The following is a 19276-nucleotide window of genomic DNA, read 5'->3' on the forward strand; positions in this document are numbered from 1 at the left end:
TCCCCGGTCACGTAGTTAATCTACGTTGTAGGGGATTCTCCGGGTGGCCGCCTGGCTGTGAACTGAATCATTCAGGGTCTCAGGGGTTAGTTATTACCGGAGAGGCGTGATGGCTATTATTCTCGGCATTGACCCGGGCTCGCGCATCACCGGCTATGGCGTTATCCGCCAGGTTGGGCGGCAGTTAAGTTACCTTGGCAGCGGCTGTATTCGCACCAAAGTTGACGACCTGCCGTCGCGACTGAAGCTGATTTATGCTGGCGTGACGGAAATCATTACCCAGTTCCAGCCGGATTATTTTGCCATTGAACAGGTGTTTATGGCGAAAAATGCCGACTCAGCGTTGAAGCTGGGACAGGCACGCGGTGTGGCGATTGTCGCGGCGACGAATCAGGACCTGCCGGTCTTTGAGTATGCCGCGCGACAGGTGAAGCAAACCGTGGTAGGTATCGGTAGTGCGGAAAAGAGTCAGGTGCAGCACATGGTGCGCACGCTGCTTAAGCTTCCCGCCAATCCCCAGGCGGATGCGGCGGACGCCCTGGCGATTGCCATTACCCACTGCCACGTCAGCCAGAACGCGGCTCAAATCAGCGAGGCGCGGCTCAATCTGGCGCGTGGACGCCTACGATAACCTCAAATCAGGCTGGATATTTATCCAGCCTTTTTTTATGATACCGCAGATACTATAGCCCTTAACGCAGGAGCATTATGTGATAGGCAGACTCAGAGGCATCGTTCTCGAAAAACAACCCCCGCTGGTCTTACTGGAAACGGGAGGCGTGGGCTATGAAGTTCATATGCCGATGACCTGTTTTTATGAACTGCCGGAAGTGGGCAACGAGGCAATTGTCTTTACCCACTTTGTCGTTCGCGAAGATGCGCAGCTTCTGTATGGCTTTAATAACAAACAGGAGCGCACCCTGTTTAAAGAGCTGATTAAAACCAACGGCGTCGGGCCAAAACTGGCGCTGGCGATCCTCTCCGGCATGTCGGCGCAGCAGTTTGTCAACGCCGTCGAACGCGAAGAGCTGGCGGCGCTGGTGAAACTGCCGGGCATCGGTAAGAAAACCGCAGAGCGCCTGATCGTCGAAATGAAAGATCGCTTTAAAGGCCTGCATGGCGACCTGTTTACCCCTGCCGCGGATCTGGTGCTGACTTCACCGGCCGGCCCGTCTGATGATGACGCCGAGCAGGAAGCGGTTGCTGCGCTGGTGGCGCTGGGCTATAAACCTCAAGAGGCCAGCCGGATGGTGAGCAAAATCGCCCGTCCGGATGCCAACAGTGAAACGCTAATCCGCGAAGCGCTCCGCGCCGCGTTGTGAGGTAAGGGATGATTGAAGCAGACAGGCTGGTATCGGCAGACAGCACCGGGTTTGAAGAGTCGGCCGATCGCGCAATCCGTCCTAAATTGCTGGCAGAGTATGTCGGGCAACCGCAGGTGCGTTCGCAAATGGAGATCTTTATCCAGGCGGCAAAACTGCGCGGCGATGCCCTCGATCACCTGCTGATCTTTGGTCCTCCGGGGCTGGGGAAAACCACGCTGGCCAACATCGTTGCCAACGAGATGGGCGTTAATCTGCGCACCACATCTGGCCCGGTGCTGGAGAAAGCGGGCGACCTGGCTGCCATGTTGACCAACCTCGAACCCCATGACGTGCTGTTTATTGATGAAATACACCGTCTTTCTCCCGTGGTGGAAGAGGTGTTATATCCGGCGATGGAAGACTATCAGCTGGATATTATGATCGGTGAAGGGCCGGCGGCGCGATCGATCAAAATCGATCTGCCACCGTTTACCTTGATTGGCGCCACCACGCGTGCGGGGTCATTGACGTCGCCGCTGCGTGACCGTTTCGGGATCGTTCAGCGCCTGGAGTTCTATCAGGTGGCTGACCTGCAGCATATCGTGAGCCGCAGCGCCCGTCATATGGGGCTGGAAATGAGCGATGAAGGGGCGCTGGAAGTGGCGCGTCGCGCGCGCGGTACGCCGCGTATTGCTAACCGTCTGCTGCGCCGGGTTCGTGACTTTTCCGAAGTGCGCCACGATGGCAGCATCTCAATGGACATTGCCGCTCAGGCGCTGGATATGCTGAATGTCGATGCCGAAGGGTTCGATTACATGGACCGTAAGCTGTTGCTGGCGGTGATCGATAAGTTCTTTGGCGGTCCCGTCGGTCTGGATAACCTGGCGGCGGCGATTGGCGAAGAGCGGGAAACGATCGAGGACGTTCTTGAGCCGTATCTGATTCAGCAGGGCTTTTTACAGCGCACACCGCGCGGCCGAATGGCGACGGTGCGGGCATGGAACCACTTTGGCATTACGCCACCCGAGATGCCATAACGTCGGTAAACTCAGCGTTAATTCCCCGGTAAGCATCAGTGCTCCCGGGGAAAGTTGCGTATTCAGGCGCTGTTTTTTTTCATCATACTGAAGACAAACAGCAGGGCTGCGCACAGCACTACCGACGGGCCGGCTGGGGTATCATAGAACGCCGAGAAGGTCAGCCCTCCGGTGACCGCCACCATCCCGACCCCAACCGCGACACCGGCCATTTGTTCCGGCGTGCGGGCAAAGCGACGAGCCGTTGCTGCCGGAATAATCAGCAGTGAGGTAATAATCAATGCGCCGACGAATTTCATCGCCACACCAATAGTCAACGCGGTCACCAGCATCAGCAGCAATTTTACCCGCTGTAGCTTCACGCCATCGACAAACGCCAGGTCAGGACTGATGGTCATTGACAGCAGATTGCGCCATTGCCACAGCAGAATCGCCAGTACGATGACCACGCCGATAGCGATAGCGATCAAATCTTCCGGCGTCACCGCCAGCAAATCGCCAAACAGATAGGCCATCAGGTCGACGCGGATATTCGACATCAGGCTGACGACTACCAGACCCAGCGACAGTGCGCTGTGCGCCATAATCCCCAGCAGCGTATCGAGCGCCAGATGCGGGCGCTTCTCCAGCCATACCAGGCCCGCCGCCAGCATCAGGGTGACGGCAATCACCGCATAAAACGGATTTACGTTCAGGAGCAAGCCGAAGGCCACGCCAAGCAAAGAGGCATGGGCCAGGGTATCGCCGAAATAAGACATGCGGCGCCAGACCACAAACGATCCTAGCGGGCCAGCCGCACAGGCGAGCATCATCCCGGCCAGCCAGCCGGGTAACAGTAATTCAATCATCAGCGCTCATTTCCCCGACGCAGTACAATCCGCCCCTGCAGATCATGGCGGTGATTATGGTGATGGCGGTAAATACCCAACTGTTCCGCACCGCGTTGACCAAACATGGAGATAAACTGCGGATGCATCGAGACCACCTCCGGCGTACCGGAGCAGCAAATATGCTGATTCAGGCACAGCACCTCATCGGTTTTGGCCATCACCAGATGCAGGTCGTGAGAGACCATCAGCACCGAGCAATCAAGCTCCTGGCGCAGCTGGTTAATCAGATCGTAGAGGGCGACCTGACCGTTAACATCAACCCCCTGGGTCGGTTCATCGAGCACCAGCAGCTGTGGCTGATTCAGCAGCGCACGGGCTAACAGCACGCGTTGGGTCTCACCACCTGAGAGTTTTTGCATCGGGGCTTCAATCAGATGCCCGGCCTGGACTCGTTTCAGCGCCGGCAGGATATCCTGCTTATGCGTTCCAGGGCGCAAACGCAAAAACCGGCTGACGGTCAGCGGCATTGTGGCATCAAGATGTAATTTTTGCGGGACGTAGCCAATGCGCAGATGACTCTCGCGCTTGATAACACCGTCGGTCGGTGCTACCAGTCCAAGAACCACCCGCACGAGGGTCGATTTTCCCGCACCATTGGGGCCGAGTAAGGTCAAAATTTTGCCGGGTTTTAACGTCAGCGAAATGTCAGACAGTACGCGCCGTTGGCCGAAGGCGACCGAGACGTTTTCCAGCGTTACAAGATTTGTCATGTCAAATTAGGAGTTGCACAAGTCAGTGAATGTTATAATATCACATCTTTCTTGTTCATTACGATGATTAGACGCATTATGTTACATAAAAATACGCTTCTTTGCGCTGGACTTGGCGCCGTTTTTTTGTTCACCCATACCTCCGTCGCCAACGCGGCTGTGGTTACCTCAATGAAACCTTTAGGCTTTATCGCTTCCGCTATCGCTGATGGGGTCACGGAGACTCAGGTTCTGCTGCCGGACGGTGCATCAGAGCATGATTATTCTCTACGACCTTCCGATGCAAAACGCTTACAGAACGCAGACTTAGTGGTCTGGATTGGTCCAGAAATGGAAGCGTTTATGGATAAGTCGACGCAAAGCATTGCGCCGAATAAAAAGGTGACCATTGCGCAACTGGATGGGGTGAAACCGCTGCTCATGAAAGGGGCGGATGATGATGATGACGATCACGGCCACGACCATGGCGCAGGAGAAAAAAGTGACGGCGATCACCATCACGGTATTTACAATATGCATTTGTGGTTATCCCCAGAGATAGCGCGGCTTTCGGCGGTTGCAATCCACGATAAATTATTGGAACTTATGCCCCAGAGTCGAGCCAGGCTTGACGCAAACCTGACCGCGTTTGAGGCACAATTAGCCGCGACCGATAAACAGGTAAGTAACGAGCTCGCACCGCTGAAAGGGAAAGGGTATTTCGTTTTTCATGATGCCTATGGCTACTTTGAAAAACACTACGGTCTGACTTCACTTGGTCATTTCACCGTGAACCCTGAAATACAGCCTGGTGCGCAGCGTTTACACGAAATCAGAACACAGTTGGTTGAGCAAAAAGCAACTTGCGTTTTTGCTGAGCCACAGTTCAGGCCAGCCGTTATAGAAGCTGTTGCCAGGGGTACCTCTGTGCGTATGGGGACTCTGGACCCGTTAGGGACAGGAATTAAGCTGGGTAAAGAGAGCTACCCGCAGTTTCTGGAACAACTGGCGAAACAGTATTCGAGCTGCCTGAAAGGAGATTAACGAGGAAGTGAATACGTGCAACAGATAGCCCGTGCTGTCACTCAGGCATTCAACAATTTGCCACGACCTCACCGCGTCATGCTGGGGTCGTTGAGCGTACTGACATTAGCGGTCGCCGTCTGGCGACCCTACATCTACCATCCGGAATCAGCCCCTATTGTCAGGACAATCGAGCTGGAAAAGAGCGAAATACGCTCGCTGCTGCCGGAAGCTTCTGAACCCATCGATCAGGCACCGCAGGAAGAGGAAGCGATTCCTCAGGATGAGCTGGATGACAAAGCCGATAGTGACGCCAACGGTCATGAATACGTGGTCTCCACCGGCGATACCCTGAGCAGCATCCTCAATCAGTACGGCATCGATATGGGCGATATTGCCCAGCTCTCTTCTGCTGATAAAGCGTTGCGAAACCTGAAAATCGGTCAACAGCTGTCATGGACACTCACCGCCGACGGCGATCTGCAAAGCCTGACCTGGGAGATGTCGCGCCGCGAAACGCGCACCTATAACCGGGTAGCAAACGGCTTCAAAATGAGCAGTGAACTGCAAAATGGCGACTGGGTCAACAGCGTGGTGAAAGGCACCGTCGGTGGTAGCTTTGTCGCCAGTGCCCGCTCGGCGGGGCTGACCAGTACCGAAGTCAGTGCGGTGATTAAAGCGATGCAGTGGCAGATGGACTTCCGCAAGCTGAAAAAAGGCGATGAGTTCTCAGTGCTGATGTCGCGCGAGATGCTTGACGGCAAGCGTGAGCAGAGCCAGCTGCTGGGCGTGCGTCTGCGCTCTGATGGCAAAGATTACTTCGCGATCCGCGCCGAAGACGGGAAGTTCTACGACCGTAACGGTACCGGCCTGGCGAAGGGCTTTATGCGCTTCCCGACGGCCCGCCAGTTCCGCGTTTCTTCGAACTTTAACCCGCGCCGTCTGAACCCGGTGACCGGACGCGTCGCGCCGCACCGTGGTGTAGATTTTGCGATGCCGCAGGGGACGCCGGTTCTCGCAGTCGGTGATGGCGAAGTGGTTGTCGCTAAGCGCAGCGGCGCCGCGGGGTACTATGTCGCTCTGCGCCACGGCCGTACTTACACCACACGCTACATGCACTTGCGTAAGCTGCTGGTGAAACCGGGACAGAAAGTGAAACGCGGAGACCGTATTGCGCTGTCCGGCAACACCGGGCGTTCTACCGGCCCGCATCTGCACTATGAAGTGTGGATTAACCAGCAGGCGGTGAACCCGCTTACGGCGAAACTGCCGCGCACAGAAGGGCTGAGCGGTTCCGATCGTACGGATTATCTGGCGCAGGTAAAAGAGGTCATCCCGCAACTGCGATTTGACTAAGCCATCGTCACTCGAAGCCGGTGCCCGTTGCGCACCGGCTTTTTCTTTTGTAGGTTCCCCAGCGTATCGCTAAACTATATCCAGAATACGTCGGGTTACGGCCTGGTGACTGCGATATGCCGTTTTTACGGGATTCCCCCCTTATTAGTACAGCTGTGGACTGGGCATGGAAACGAAAAAAAATAACAGTGAATTTATTCCAACATTTGAGAAATCCTTTTTACTTCCGCGCTACTGGGGTGCCTGGTTAGGGGTTTTTGCATTTGCTGGTATCGCGTTGACGCCGCCCGCGTTTCGCGATCCGATCCTCGGTAAGCTGGGGCGTGTGGTTGGCCGATTAGCGAAGAGTTCGCGCCGTCGGGCGCAGATCAACCTGCTGTACTGCTTCCCGGAAAAAAGCGAAGAAGAACGCGAAGCCATCATTGATGACATGTATATGGCTGCGCCACAGGCGATGGTGATGATGGCCGAGCTGGGTCTGCGCGATCCAAAACGGGTTCTCTCCCGCGTTGACTGGCAGGGCAAAGAGATCATCGACGAGCTGCAGCGCAATAACGAGAAAGTGATCTTCCTGGTGCCGCACGCCTGGGGCGTGGATATTCCGGCGATGCTAATGGCGTCTGGCGGCCAGAAAATGGCGGCGATGTTCCATAACCAGGGAAACCCGGTGTTCGACTATGTCTGGAATACCGTTCGCCGCCGCTTCGGTGGGCGCATGCATGCCCGTAACGACGGCATCAAACCCTTTATTCAGTCGGTGCGTCAGGGCTACTGGGGCTACTATCTGCCCGATCAGGATCACGGCGCAGAACACAGCGAGTTTGTCGACTTCTTCGCGACCTATAAAGCCACCTTACCGGCAATTGGCCGGCTGATGAAAGTCTGCCGCGCCCGCGTGGTGCCGCTGTTCCCGGTCTATGATGGTAAAACCCATCGTCTGACGGTGCTGGTGCGTCCGCCGATGGACGATCTGCTGGAGGCTGACGATCGGACGATTGCGCGGCGGATGAACGAAGAGGTGGAAATTTTCGTCAAACCGAACGCTGAGCAATATACCTGGATCCTCAAACTGCTGAAGACCCGTAAACCGGGTGAAACCGAGCCGTACAAGCGCAAAGAGCTGTATCCGAAAAACAAATAGCACCTGATTGCCACTCCGTTGGCATCATCGACAACAGCCAATGGGCCTGCGTGGTTCATTGGCTGTATTGTCTGAGCAGGGCAACATGCTCGCCGATTAACTGGTAACGATACTCCGGGCGACCGGTCATGCCATAGTGGTTGGTGGTATACAGAATGCCCGTCTGCTCAAGCCAGATCAGATATTTGCGGCATGAAACCCGCGAGATAAGCAGGGCCGCGGCCAGTTCATTGGTCGAAAAGTCGCGAGCGTGATGCGTATCAATCCAGCGGCATACCATACGCAGCGTTTGCGGCGTTAATCCCTTTGGTAACCGGCGGATGCCTTCCTGGCGCGGCAGGCTGCTGCGTAGTAAATCGTCAACCTCCGATTGTACGTAGCTGCTCTTTGCCTGGCGAAGCGCGTGGCGTTTGCGCCATGTCAGCAATGCCTCCTCAAAGCGTGGGAACTGAAACGGCTTAATCAAATAATCGACGACACCGTAGCGCATCGCCGTCTGGACGGTTGCTGCATCGGCGGCGGAAGTTATCATGATCGCGTCGATATGGCGGGCGCTGGCGCGCAGGAAAGGCAGCAGGCTGAGGCCATTTTCGTGCTGCATATAGACATCCAGTAGCACCAGGTCAACCTGCGGTAACTGGCTCAGCATCTGCTCCGCTTCAACAATCGATGTGGCGATACCACAACAGTGAAAGCCGTCGACCCGGCTGATAAACAGCTGGTTCAACCCGGCGACCATGGCATCATCATCGACAATAAGCACATTGAACATGCGCGGTTCCTTGAACGAGCGGGAAGCACGGGCGTCGGTGCCGTGATGCTTCCCGCAGGGTTTAACGTAGGGCGTTACAGCGCCGAGCGTTTATACGAGGTATAGCGCGCTTTCCAGAAGGTTTTATCGATACTGGCGGCCAGATGCTCTTCGCTGATGTCGGGGGCCACGCCTTCTTGCTGGGCTACGCGAGCCACGTCCATGGCGATGGCTCTGGAAATCATCTCAATCTGCTCCACCGGTGGAAGTAATCCGCCTTTCCCTGTGGTGACTAACGGGGAGTGGGCGGCCAGTGTCTTACTACAGGTAATGAGCATGGCTTCCGTGACGCGTTGTGCCTTTGCGGCCAGAATGCCTAATCCCAGCCCAGGGAAAATATAGGCGTTGTTGCACTGGGCAATCTCGTAGGTTTCCCCCTGATAAATCACCGTGTCGAACGGGCTGCCGGTGGCAATTAAGGCGTTTCCCTCGGTCCATTCAAGGAGGTCGTGCGGCTGCGCTTCCGCGCGCGAGGTGGGGTTGGAGAGCGGCATCACGATCGGGCGAGGGCAGTGGCGGTACATCTCTTTGATTATCGCTTCACTGAACAGGCCTGGCTGACCGGAGACGCCAATCAGCACGGTTGGCTGGACGTTGCGCACGACATCCATCAATGACAAAGCAGCGCCGTCGGTATCCCAGTGGACGAGGTTTTCCTGTGGCGTGACGAGGGCTTGTTGGAAATCGAGCAGGCTGGGCGTCTCCTCCGTCAGCAGTCCCGCACGGTCGACCATGAAGATCCTGTTGCGCGCTTCACGTTCCGTCAGGCCGTCATCCACCATCAGGGCAATGATTTTTTCGGCAATCCCGCACCCGGCGGAGCCACCGCCGAGGAACACTACCCGCTGGTCACGCATGCGGGTACCCGCAGCGGTGGCGGCGGCGATCAGCGTACCGGAGGTGACCGCGGCGGTTCCCTGGATATCGTCATTGAAGCAGCACAGCTGGTGGCGATAGCGGTTAAGCAACCGGCTGGCGTTCTTCTGGGCGAAATCTTCGAACTGCAGCAGGACGTGCGGCCAGCGCTGTTTCACCGCATCGACAAACATATCCATAAATTCAATATACTGCTCGTCGTTGATTCGTGGATGGCGCCACCCCATATACAGCGGGTCTTCCAGGAGCTTGTCGTTATTGGTACCAACGTCCAGCATGATGGGCAGCGTTGATGCAGGGTGAATGCCGCCGCAGGCGGTATACAAAGAAAGCTTGCCGATCGGGATCCCCATCCCACCAATCCCCTGATCGCCTAGGCCAAGAATACGTTCGCCGTCGGTGACCACAATCACCTGGATGTCGTTGCGGGAAAAACTTTGCAGCATCTCGTCAATATGATGGCGGTTCGGCCAGGAAATAAACAGGCCGCGCCCGCGACGGTATATTTCCGAGAAGTGTTCGCACGCTTCGCCCACCGTAGGGGTATAAATCACCGGCAGCATTTCTTTCATATGATCGCGCAGCAAATGATAAAACAGCGTCTCGTTGGTATCCTGTATATTCCGCAAATAAATGTGCCGGGAAATATCACGTTTGAACTGGCAAAACTGCATCCATGCGCGTTCCGTCTGTTCTTCAATAGTTTCGATATTATGCGGCAATAATCCCTGTAAGTTAAATGCCGTACGTTCACCTTCAGTAAATGCCAGTCCTTTATTTAATAGCGGGTTTTCCAGCAGGACTGCGCCATTATAGGGAGTGTATACGGTTTCGCTGACTAACATGTTATGACTCCTGAATCTTATTTAAAAATAATATTGTGGGTATTTGATGGTGCTGGTGTAGCGCAATGTCTAAGATATAAAGTAAATCATGATGCCTTCGGTGACGACGCCAATGGCGGTGCCCAGTAAAATAGAGGATGAAGCAGATTCAATATAAGTATCGCTGCGCAAGGCAAACATTCCGGCGGCAATCGCTGAAGGTGTCGCACCGATAATAATTACCTGCTGCATCAGCGTATGGCTGAGGCCAAAAGCCAGACCGGCGGCAGCCATCATGGCGGGCTGAATCAGGTTTTTAATACTGATGTTGGTGCAGGTCTGGATATTCAGCGTTGGACGTTCGCCGTAAAACAGCAGGCCCAGGGCAAATAAAGACAGACCGCCGGCAATCTTCCCGACCATTTCAATCGGCATGCTGAGCATATGCGGTAACTGCACCCCGGCGAGACTTAGCAGGACACCAGAAATAGGGATCCAGACGATAGGGTTTTTGACGGCATTGAGTAAATTCTGCAGGATTAGCGTGCCGGCGTGAATGCGCTGGGTCGCGTCAGAATCTTTGTCCCCCATGCGAATCAGAATTATCGTCAGTGGGATCATAAAAACGCTGGTGATTAAGTTGCCGATCAGCACGCCGAGAAATCCTTCTGGCCCGATCAACACCGCCAGCACCGGCGCGCCGAAATAGGCCATATCAGGAAATGCGCACACCAGGGATTGAATGGCGCTGGTTTTGATATCGTGGCGAAAGACGTAGCGGGAGATCAGTAGGGTGAGGAAATATGACCCCATCAGGCCAATCACTAATACCGCCATAAAGGTGAAGTTTTTAATTTTATCGGGGTTGGTATGTAAGGCCCCGATAAAAAGATGGAACGGCAGGGCAAACCGAATCACGACGGTGGCTAAAACTGAAGCATCTTCGCGCCGGGTATAACCTAACTTACCACTGAGCCAGCCGAGCAGCATGATAAAAACTAACGGAAACAATGATTGTAGTAGCAGTGTCGGCATAGGTGATCCTGAAATTATAATGTAGGGTTGGTTGTGTTTTTTAATTTAACGATCCCATAAGAATTGAAAGGTGATTGACATCACAGTGGTCCGTGTTTAAATAATTTCGCTTCAGGAACTTTACTTACAAATAACGCAGGTGAGAATAACACCTTGTTTTATATGGCGGGTGTTATGGACTCTGGCCTGCTGATAACTTTAGCTTCACAGCAATAAATTAAATTACTTAAAAGCGAGTTATTGTGTCAGTCACAAAATCGGCAGGTAACCGGGGTATTGGCTTTTTAATAGCAAAACCCTGTGTTACCGTTTTGATGGTTTCACTTATAAAAGCATTTTATTTTTAATTTTTATTTCCATTTTTATTTAATGGCGCGATGTTTATATACCCTAAATAATTCGCGTTGCAGGCAGGCGGCGACGCAAGGAATCCCCAGGAGCTTACTGAAGTAAGTGACTGGAGTAAGTCAAGCCAACGCTCATGCAACGTGAAGTATGACAGGTATATTGCGCCCCGATCCTACGCAAGCTATTACAACGCAGGTGAGATATGAAAAATAATTCACTGAACCACCCGATTGAAAAAACGCACTCGAGTGGGCAAACCGCGCGCTTTTTTTCGAACGTTGACGTCGGCGCCGTGCCGTTAACCCTGTTTGTCGGTATCGCCACGATTGTGGTGGTGGCGTCCATGGCGGGAGTGTTGCCAAAGAATATGATCGGCGGGCTGGCGGTCATTATGACCTTAGGGTTTGCACTGGCCAAAATAGGGCGGATGGTGCCGGTGCTGAAAGATATCGGCGGTCCGGCAATCCTGTGCCTGATGATGCCGTCGGTGCTGGTCTATTTTGGCGTGTTTGATCCACACACCCTGGGTACCGTGCATCTGTTGATGAAAGAGGCCAATCTGCTCTATTTCGTCATCGCCTGTCTGGTGGTTGGCAGTATTTTGGGCATGAACAGAACCATTCTGATCCAGGGGATGGTACGGATGTTCGTGCCGCTGGTGGTCGGTACCGGTGCGGCGATACTCACCGGGCTGCTGGTGGGCAGCCTGTTTGGCTACAGCCTGTACCACACCTTTTTCTTTATTATCGTACCGATTATTGGCGGCGGTATCGGGGAAGGGATCCTGCCGCTGTCGCTGGCCTACTCGGCGATCCTTGGACAGACTCCGGATGTTTATGTCGCGCAGCTGGCACCAGCCGCGGTGGTGGGGAATATTTTTGCCATCATCTGCGCTGGCTTCCTGGCGCGTCTCGGCGCGCGCCGTCCGCAACTTTCCGGCGATGGCATGCTGATCCGCAGCCATGATGATAACCGGGTCTTCTCGCAAGCACAGATCGGCCAGCCGACCGACTTCCAGCTGATGGGCGCCGGACTGCTGATGATCTGTGCCTTTTTCATCGTTGGCGGCTTGCTGGAGAAGGTGCTGCATATTCCGGGCCCGGTGTTGATGATTCTGGCGGCGGTGCTATGTAAATACACCAAAGTTATCCCCGCCGCGATGGAGCTGGGGGCGCACAGCTGCTACAAATTTGTCTCTGCCGCACTGGTCTGGCCGTTGATGATTGGGCTGGGCATGCTGTATGTGCCGCTGGAGAGCGTGGTTTCGGTCTTCTCCGTCGGCTACGTCGTGGTGTGCGGGTCGGTGGTGATGTCGATGGCGCTAAGCGGCTTTTTTATCGCCTCTCGTCTGAATATGTATCCGGTGGAAGCGGCCATTGTTACCAGCTGCCACAGCGGTCTTGGGGGAACCGGGGATGTTGCGATCCTCTCGGCATCTAATCGCATGTCGCTGATGCCCTTCGCGCAGATTGCCACCCGCATCGGCGGGGCCTCAACGGTGATTGCCGCCACGCTTTTGATGAGCTGGATTGTGTGATTCACCGGGCTTCAGGTGATGAAAAGTCCACGTTGCTATGAATAAAAAAACCTGCCAGCGTGATGCTGGCAGGTTTCAGGCGTTTCGCGAGCGAAAATTATTCGACGGTGAGGATACGCGTGGTGTTGGTACTGCCGATGGTGCTCATCACGTCACCCTGGGTAACGATAACGAGGTCGCCGGAGACCAGGTAGCCTTTATCGCGCAGCAGAATCACCGCATCGTGGGCCGCAGCAACGCCGTCATTGGTGCTGTCGAAATACACCGGCGTCACGCCACGGTACAGGGCAGTCAGGTTCAGGGTACGCTCGTGGCGGGAGAGGGCAAAAATCGGCAGCCCGGAGCTGATGCGAGAAGTCATCAGAGCGGTACGGCCAGATTCGGTCATCGTGATGATAGCGGTAACGCCTTTCAGGTGGTTAGCCGCATACATCGCAGACATAGCGATCGCTTCTTCAACGTTGTCGAACTGAATATCCAGACGGTGTTTGGACACATTGAGGCTTGGGATCTTTTCTGCACCGAGGCAGACGCGCGCCATCGCGGCGACGGTTTCTGACGGGTACTGACCGGCGGCCGTTTCCGCAGACAGCATTACCGCATCGGTACCATCGAGGACGGCGTTTGCAACGTCCATGACTTCCGCACGGGTTGGCATCGGGTTGGTGATCATCGACTCCATCATCTGGGTCGCGGTGATCACCGAACGGTTCAGCTGACGAGCGCGGCGGATCAAGGCTTTCTGAATACCGACCAGTTCCGGATCGCCGATTTCAACGCCGAGGTCACCACGTGCCACCATCACCACGTCAGAGGCCAGAATCACGTCGTCCATCGCGTCCTGATCGCACACGGCTTCCGCACGTTCCACTTTGGCGACGATCTTCGCGTCACAGCCGGCTTCACGTGCCAGTCGGCGGGCATAGTTCAGGTCTTCACCGCAGCGCGGGAAGGAGACGGCGAGGTAATCGACGCCAATTTTAGCCGCCGTAACGATATCGGCTTTGTCTTTGTCGGTCAGCGCTTCTGCAGAGAGGCCACCGCCGAGTTTGTTGATGCCTTTGTTGTTCGACAGCGGGCCGCCGACGGTCACTTCGGTGAACACTTTCAGGCCCTGAACTTCGATCACTTTCAGCTGTACGCGTCCATCGTCCAGCAGCAGGATATCACCCGGCACGACGTCCGCTGGCAGGCCTTTATAATCAATGCCGACGCGCTCTTTATCGCCTTCACCTTTACCCAGCTCTGCGTCCAGCAGGAATTTGTCGCCGATATTGAGGAAAATTTTGCCTTCTTTGAAGGTGGATACGCGAATTTTCGGCCCCTGGAGGTCACCGAGGATCGCAACATGGCGGCCCAGTTTTGCCGCAATCTGGCGGACTTTATCCGCGCGAATCTGATGATCTTCCGGGGTACCGTGAGAGAAGTTCATGCGTACTACGTTAGCGCCCGCGGCGATAACCTTTTCGAGGTTGTTATCACGATCGGTGGCTGGGCCTAAGGTCGTTACGATTTTGGTTCTGCGAAGCCTTCTGGACATGTAATACTCCGTTGACTAAAACAACTTTGGTGTTGCGTGAACATGGAATCGGTGGTGCCAGCCAGCAAAGTTGCTGTGCCGGGACAAAACCGAAGGTCTAATAGGTCACTACTTCATTATCAGGTTTTATGGGTTATCGCTGCGTACGGGTAGTTCTTTATCAAAACGCGATTCCTTTAATGCTTCCTTGACCCGCTTCAAGTTATCTCTGAATTTAGCGCCACGACGGAGGGTAAAACCGGTCGCCAGCACGTCAATGACCGTCAGCTGGGCAAGACGTGAAACCATTGGCATGTAGATATCCGTATCTTCAGGGACATCAAGCGTAATCGACAACGTGGCTTCACGGGCCAACGGTGTGCCTGGCGAGGTAATGGCAATGACCATGGCATCGTTTTCACGCGCCAGCTGCGCCAGTTCGACCTGACTTTTCGTCCGACCAGTATGGGAGATAATCACCACCACGTCATCGTCATCGCAATTCATACAGCTCATGCGTTGCAGGACAATGTCATCGGAATAGATGACCGGGACATTAAAACGGAAAAATTTATTCATGGCGTCATGGGCGACTGCCGCTGACGAACCGAGGCCAAAGAAGGCTATTTTCTTGGCCTGGGTTAACAGATCGACAGCCCGATTTACCGCTGACATGTCGAGCGAATGGTGGACCTGATCTAAACTGGCCATGGCCGACTCAAATATTTTACCGGTGTAGGACTCTACGCTGTCGTCTTCATCGACATTGCGGTTAACATAGAGGGTCCCGTGCGCCAGGCTTTGTGCCAGATGGAGCTTAAAATCGGGAAAGCCGCGGGTTTCAAGGCTCCGGCAAAAACGGTTAACGGTAGGCTCGCTGACGCCAGCCTCCAGCGCCAGGGCCGCAATGCTTGAATGAATGGCCTGAGCAGGCGTAGCAAGAATGACTTCCGCCACTTTGCGTTCGGATTTGCTAAGGTGTTCCAGTCGGGACTGGATTTTTTCCAGCATATTCATGGGTAACAGGGCGCTCATCAGTGGAAACGATTTCATTAATGGATGAAATCATCAGGCGTTTTAGCAAGAATATACCCCTCTGCTGTCGCCAGCGGGGAGGAATGACGTTAAAAAATGTTGTTTTTTTTCATTACATGATCAGAGTCGTATTTTATTAACTTAAAACCGGTCGAAACAACGAACTCACCAGGCCGTTTGCCCAAATTGTCGGCAGAACTTTTCTCCGTGTGCGGTTTAGCTGCGGGAATAGGGGCCAGAGGGTTTCGGGAAGTTCGTAAACACAGTACAGTGCAGTGTAATAAAATTACAAATATAGCCTGGCATAAGCACCAGACTATCAACTGAGGAGAATGACATGGCGGTAACGCAAACGGCCCAGGCATGCGATCTGGTCATTTTCGGCGCAAAGGGTGACCTGGCGCGTCGTAAATTGTTGCCTTCCCTGTATCAGCTTGAAAAGGCTGGCCAGATCAACCCTGACACCCGCATTATCGGGGTCGGACGTGCTGACTGGGATAAAGATGCTTACACCAAAGTAGTTCGTGAAGCGCTGGAAACTTTCATGAAGGAAAAAATCGATGAAAGTTTGTGGGATACCCTGAGCGGACGTCTGGATTTTTGTAACCTCGATGTGAATGATACCAAAGCGTTTTCTCGCCTCGGCAAAATGCTGGATCAGGAAAATCGCGTCACCATTAACTATTTCGCCATGCCGCCAAGCACCTTTGGCGCGATTTGCAAAGGCCTCGGTGAAGCAAAACTGAACGCTAAACCGGCGCGCGTAGTCATGGAAAAACCGCTGGGGACCTCTCTGGATACCTCACGCGAAATCAACGACCAGGTCGGCGAATTCTTCGAAGAGTGCCAGGTCTACCGCATTGACCACTATCTCGGCAAAGAGACGGTGCTCAACCTGCTGGCGCTGCGTTTTGCGAACTCCCTGTTTGTGAATAACTGGGACTGCCGCACCATCGACCACGTTGAAATCACCGTGGCGGAAGAAGTGGGCATTGAAGGCCGCTGGGGTTACTTCGATCAGGCCGGGCAGATGCGCGACATGATCCAGAACCACCTGCTGCAGATCCTGTGCATGATTGCCATGTCGCCGCCGTCAGATCTCAGCGCCGACAGCATCCGTGATGAAAAAGTCAAAGTACTGAAATCACTGCGCCGTATCGATCGCTCCAACGTGCGTGAAAAAACCGTCCGTGGTCAGTACACCGCCGGTTTTGCCCAGGGTAAAAAAGTACCGGGCTACCTCGAAGAAGAGGGCGCGAACAAATCCAGCAATACCGAAACCTTCGTGGCGATCCGCGTGGATATCGATAACTGGCGCTGGGCCGGCGTGCCGTTCTACCTGCGTACCGGTAAACGTCTGCCGACCAAATGTTCTGAAGTCGTGGTTTACTTCAAGACGCCGGAGCTGAACCTGTTCAAAGAGAACTGGCAGGAGCTGCCGCAGAACAAATTAACCATTCGTCTGCAGCCGGACGAAGGCGTTGATATTCAGGTGCTCAACAAAGTGCCAGGTCTTGATCACAAACACAATCTGCAGATCACCAAGCTGGATCTGAGCTATTCGGAAACCTTCAATCAGACTCACCTGGCGGATGCCTACGAGCGTCTGCTGCTGGAAACCATGCGTGGGATTCAGGCGCTGTTCGTGCGTCGTGATGAAGTGGAAGAGGCGTGGAAGTGGGTGGACTCCATTACCGAAGCCTGGGCGGCGGATCGCGATGCGCCTAAGCCTTATCAGGCAGGGACCTGGGGACCGGTTGCCTCCGTGGCGATGATCACCCGCGATGGTCGTTCCTGGAACGAATTCGAATAGTCAGTGGGTTATCCGGATGGGTTATTTTACCGGTAACATGATCTGACGCAGTATGTCGCATAATTTTTAGCCTTTTAAGCTCCGGGAGGATTCACCCCCGGGGCTTTTTTTATTACACTGCCTGTAGATATTTTGCCGCTGAGCTGCAGTGCTGGTGCCTTTCACCGAATAAGTCATCGTTAAATCGCTGTAGCCGGACAGATAAAAATTCAGGAGCCTTTATGAATTCGACAATGTTACGGGTAACAAATCGCATTATCGAGCGGTCGCGTGACACCCGCACCGCCTACCTCGCACGGATTAACCAGGCGAAGACGGATACCGTCCATCGTGCCCAACTGGCCTGCGGTAACCTGGCCCACGGCTTTGCTGCCTGTCAGTCGGATGATAAAGCCTCGCTGAAAAGCATGTTGCGTAACAACATTGCTATCATTACCTCCTACAACGACATGCTCTCCGCCCATCAGCCCTACGAGTACTATCCGGATATCATCCGCAAGGCGCTGCATTCAGTGAATGCGGTTGGCCAGGTTGCGGGCGGGGTGCCGGCAATGTGTGATGGCGTCACCCAGGGGCAGGATGGCATGGAGCTCTCGCTCCTGAGCCGTGAAGTGATTGCGATGTCGGCCGCGGTTGGCTTGTCGCATAACATGTTCGATGGCGCGCTGTACCTTGGCGTGTGCGACAAAATCGTGCCGGGGCTGACCATGGCGGCGCTCTCCTTTGGTCACCTGCCGTCCATTTTCGTGCCGTCAGGCCCGATGGCCAGCGGCCTGCCTAATAAAGAAAAAGTACGGATTCGACAGCTGTATGCTGAAGGTAAGGTCGATCGTATGGCGCTGCTGGAATCCGAAGCGGCCTCCTATCATGCGCCGGGCACCTGTACCTTCTATGGCACCGCGAACACCAACCAGATGGTGGTTGAGTTTATGGGGATGCAGCTTCCTGGCTCCTCTTTTGTTCACCCGGATGCCGAATTGCGTACGGCGCTGACTACCGCGGCGGCCCGTCAGGTGACGCGCCTGACCGGTAACGGCAACGAATGGATGCCGCTGGGCAAAATGTTCGATGAAAAAGTGGTGGTGAACGGTATTGTGGCGCTGCTGGCGACCGGCGGTTCCACCAACCATACGATGCACCTGGTGGCGATGGCTCGCGCCGCCGGCATTATCATCAACTGGGATGATTTCTCCGATCTGTCCGACGTCGTTCCGTTGCTGGCGCGTCTCTACCCGAACGGCCCGGCCGACATCAACCATTTCCAGGCCGCAGGTGGCGTGCCGGTGCTGGTGCGTGAATTGCTCAAGGGCGGTCTGCTGCACGAAGATGTGAACACCGTGGCCGGTTACGGGCTCTCCCGTTACACCATGGAACCGTGGCTGAATAACGGCGAGCTGGACTGGCGTGAAGGGGCAAGTGCGCCTCTGGACGATCAGGTTATCGCCACTTTCGACAAGCCATTCTCTCGCCATGGCGGGACCAAAGTGCTCAGCGGTAACCTTGGCCGTGCGGTCATGAAAACCTCCGCCGTGCCGGTAGAAAACCAGGTTATCGAAGCTCCGGCGGTGATTTTTGAAAGCCAGCACGACGTGCTGCCGGCGTTTGAAGCCGGGATGCTGGACAAAGATTGCGTGGTGGTGGTCCGTCATCAGGGGCCAAAAGCGAACGGCATGCCAGAATTACATAAACTTATGCCGCCACTTGGTGTATTATTGGACCGCCGTTTCAAAATTGCGCTGGTTACCGATGGTCGACTCTCTGGCGCATCCGGCAAAGTACCGTCAGCAATCCATGTCACGCCTGAAGCCTACGATGGCGGCCTGCTGGCAAAAGTACGTGATGGCGATATCATCCGCGTCAACGGGCAGACCGGTGAACTGACGCTGCTGGTGGATGATGCTGAACTGGCTGCGCGTCAGCCGCATATTCCTGACCTGAGCGGTTCGCGAGTGGGAACCGGCCGGGAAATGTTCTCTGCGCTGCGTGAGAACCTCTCCGGAGCGGAACAGGGCGCAACCTGCATCACTTTTTAAGACGA

Annotated in this window: 16 protein-coding genes; 9 read left to right on the forward strand and 7 right to left on the reverse strand. The window is 54.7% G+C overall.

The window, feature by feature from the left end:
- Positions 1 to 109 precede the first annotated feature (109 nt).
- The 3 genes from ruvC to ruvB all read left to right on the forward strand — a co-directional run bounded on the left by ruvC (position 110) and on the right by ruvB (position 2341).
- Positions 110 to 631, forward strand: a complete 522-nt coding sequence (ruvC, locus tag ACMYSP_RS21810) for a crossover junction endodeoxyribonuclease RuvC (RefSeq protein ID WP_416870776.1) — start codon at positions 110 to 112, stop codon at positions 629 to 631.
- 79 nt (positions 632 to 710) lie between these two features.
- Complete coding sequence (ruvA, locus tag ACMYSP_RS21815; RefSeq protein WP_123754914.1) at positions 711 to 1322, forward strand: Holliday junction branch migration protein RuvA; 612 nt, start codon at positions 711 to 713, stop codon at positions 1320 to 1322.
- 8 nt (positions 1323 to 1330) lie between these two features.
- Positions 1331 to 2341, forward strand: a complete 1011-nt coding sequence (gene ruvB / locus ACMYSP_RS21820; protein WP_123754913.1) for a Holliday junction branch migration DNA helicase RuvB — start codon at positions 1331 to 1333, stop codon at positions 2339 to 2341.
- A gap of 62 nt (positions 2342 to 2403) precedes the next feature.
- Here ruvB and znuB read toward each other — a convergent pair whose 3' ends face one another.
- The gene (gene znuB, locus ACMYSP_RS21825) at positions 2404 to 3189 is read right to left on the reverse strand and encodes a zinc ABC transporter permease subunit ZnuB (RefSeq protein ID WP_434584111.1); all 786 of its coding nucleotides are present in this window, start codon (positions 3187 to 3189) and stop codon (positions 2404 to 2406) included.
- Positions 3189 to 3941, reverse strand: coding sequence for a zinc ABC transporter ATP-binding protein ZnuC (znuC, locus tag ACMYSP_RS21830; RefSeq protein WP_123754911.1), 753 nt, complete (start codon positions 3939 to 3941; stop codon positions 3189 to 3191). The genes znuB and znuC overlap by 1 nt, the downstream gene beginning before the upstream one ends.
- A 78-nt stretch (positions 3942 to 4019) precedes the next feature.
- Here znuC and znuA point away from each other — a divergent pair, with 78 nt between their 5' ends.
- The 3 genes from znuA (at position 4020) to lpxM (ending at position 7440) form a co-directional block, all read left to right on the forward strand.
- Complete coding sequence (gene znuA, locus ACMYSP_RS21835) at positions 4020 to 4964, forward strand: zinc ABC transporter substrate-binding protein ZnuA (RefSeq protein WP_434584113.1); 945 nt, start codon at positions 4020 to 4022, stop codon at positions 4962 to 4964.
- A 15-nt stretch (positions 4965 to 4979) separates the two neighbouring features.
- Positions 4980 to 6299 (forward strand): murein DD-endopeptidase MepM, encoded by a 1320-nt coding sequence (gene mepM / locus ACMYSP_RS21840; protein ID WP_434584114.1) that lies wholly within the window; start codon positions 4980 to 4982, stop codon positions 6297 to 6299.
- 166 nt (positions 6300 to 6465) lie between these two features.
- Positions 6466 to 7440 carry a lauroyl-Kdo(2)-lipid IV(A) myristoyltransferase gene (gene lpxM, locus ACMYSP_RS21845; protein WP_434584115.1) on the forward strand — a complete coding sequence of 325 codons (975 nt, stop codon included), beginning with the start codon at positions 6466 to 6468 and terminating at the stop codon, positions 7438 to 7440.
- A 55-nt stretch (positions 7441 to 7495) separates the two neighbouring features.
- On the opposite strand, the gene dcuR is transcribed toward lpxM, so the two are convergent.
- The 3 genes from dcuR to ACMYSP_RS21860 form a co-directional block, all read right to left on the reverse strand.
- Positions 7496 to 8212: a two-component system response regulator DcuR gene (gene dcuR / locus ACMYSP_RS21850; protein ID WP_434584116.1), complete on the reverse strand. Its 717-nt coding sequence runs from the start codon at positions 8210 to 8212 to the stop codon at positions 7496 to 7498.
- Between the two features lie 74 nt (positions 8213 to 8286).
- A complete protein-coding gene (locus ACMYSP_RS21855) occupies positions 8287 to 9972 on the reverse strand; it encodes an NAD-dependent malic enzyme (RefSeq protein WP_434584117.1) in 1686 nt (561 codons plus the stop codon).
- Between the two features lie 69 nt (positions 9973 to 10041).
- Entirely contained in the window at positions 10042 to 10986 is a 945-nt protein-coding gene (locus tag ACMYSP_RS21860; protein WP_434584118.1) for an AEC family transporter, read from the reverse strand.
- A 550-nt stretch (positions 10987 to 11536) separates the two neighbouring features.
- On the opposite strand from ACMYSP_RS21860, the gene ACMYSP_RS21865 reads away from it, so the two are divergent.
- Complete coding sequence (locus ACMYSP_RS21865) at positions 11537 to 12871, forward strand: 2-hydroxycarboxylate transporter family protein (protein ID WP_434584119.1); 1335 nt, start codon at positions 11537 to 11539, stop codon at positions 12869 to 12871.
- Between the two features lie 97 nt (positions 12872 to 12968).
- Here the strand turns inward: ACMYSP_RS21865 and pyk are convergent, their stop codons facing one another.
- Entirely contained in the window at positions 12969 to 14411 is a 1443-nt protein-coding gene (pyk, locus tag ACMYSP_RS21870; protein ID WP_434584120.1) for a pyruvate kinase, read from the reverse strand.
- 126 nt (positions 14412 to 14537) lie between these two features.
- Positions 14538 to 15443 carry a MurR/RpiR family transcriptional regulator gene (locus tag ACMYSP_RS21875; protein ID WP_174508033.1) on the reverse strand — a complete coding sequence of 302 codons (906 nt, stop codon included), beginning with the start codon at positions 15441 to 15443 and terminating at the stop codon, positions 14538 to 14540.
- A 319-nt stretch (positions 15444 to 15762) separates the two neighbouring features.
- Between ACMYSP_RS21875 and zwf the strand changes: the two genes are divergently transcribed.
- Complete coding sequence (gene zwf / locus ACMYSP_RS21880) at positions 15763 to 17238, forward strand: glucose-6-phosphate dehydrogenase (protein WP_123754903.1); 1476 nt, start codon at positions 15763 to 15765, stop codon at positions 17236 to 17238.
- Positions 17239 to 17459: 221 nt separating this feature from the next.
- Positions 17460 to 19271 (forward strand): phosphogluconate dehydratase, encoded by a 1812-nt coding sequence (edd, locus tag ACMYSP_RS21885; RefSeq protein ID WP_434584121.1) that lies wholly within the window; start codon positions 17460 to 17462, stop codon positions 19269 to 19271.
- Positions 19272 to 19276 lie beyond the last annotated feature (5 nt).

The sequence above is a fragment of the Klebsiella sp. R390 genome (genome assembly GCF_051131745.1).
Lineage (GTDB): Bacteria > Pseudomonadota > Gammaproteobacteria > Enterobacterales > Enterobacteriaceae > Klebsiella.

What these genes read in the sequence shown, in the direction of transcription:
- ruvC (WP_416870776.1), top strand. Translation starts at nt 110, where the DNA reads ATGGCTATTATTCTCGGCATTGACCCGGGCTCGCGCATCACCGGCTAT.
- ruvB (WP_123754913.1), top strand. Translation starts at nt 1,331, where the DNA reads ATGATTGAAGCAGACAGGCTGGTATCGGCAGACAGCACCGGGTTTGAA.
- znuB (WP_434584111.1), bottom strand. Translation starts at nt 3,189, where the DNA reads ATGATTGAATTACTGTTACCCGGCTGGCTGGCCGGGATGATGCTCGCC.
- znuC (WP_123754911.1), bottom strand. Translation starts at nt 3,941, where the DNA reads ATGACAAATCTTGTAACGCTGGAAAACGTCTCGGTCGCCTTCGGCCAA.
- znuA (WP_434584113.1), top strand. Translation starts at nt 4,020, where the DNA reads ATGTTACATAAAAATACGCTTCTTTGCGCTGGACTTGGCGCCGTTTTT.
- lpxM (WP_434584115.1), top strand. Translation starts at nt 6,466, where the DNA reads ATGGAAACGAAAAAAAATAACAGTGAATTTATTCCAACATTTGAGAAA.
- dcuR (WP_434584116.1), bottom strand. Translation starts at nt 8,212, where the DNA reads ATGTTCAATGTGCTTATTGTCGATGATGATGCCATGGTCGCCGGGTTG.
- ACMYSP_RS21855 (WP_434584117.1), bottom strand. Translation starts at nt 9,972, where the DNA reads ATGTTAGTCAGCGAAACCGTATACACTCCCTATAATGGCGCAGTCCTG.
- ACMYSP_RS21860 (WP_434584118.1), bottom strand. Translation starts at nt 10,986, where the DNA reads ATGCCGACACTGCTACTACAATCATTGTTTCCGTTAGTTTTTATCATG.
- ACMYSP_RS21865 (WP_434584119.1), top strand. Translation starts at nt 11,537, where the DNA reads ATGAAAAATAATTCACTGAACCACCCGATTGAAAAAACGCACTCGAGT.
- pyk (WP_434584120.1), bottom strand. Translation starts at nt 14,411, where the DNA reads ATGTCCAGAAGGCTTCGCAGAACCAAAATCGTAACGACCTTAGGCCCA.
- ACMYSP_RS21875 (WP_174508033.1), bottom strand. Translation starts at nt 15,443, where the DNA reads ATGAAATCGTTTCCACTGATGAGCGCCCTGTTACCCATGAATATGCTG.
- zwf (WP_123754903.1), top strand. Translation starts at nt 15,763, where the DNA reads ATGGCGGTAACGCAAACGGCCCAGGCATGCGATCTGGTCATTTTCGGC.
- edd (WP_434584121.1), top strand. Translation starts at nt 17,460, where the DNA reads ATGAATTCGACAATGTTACGGGTAACAAATCGCATTATCGAGCGGTCG.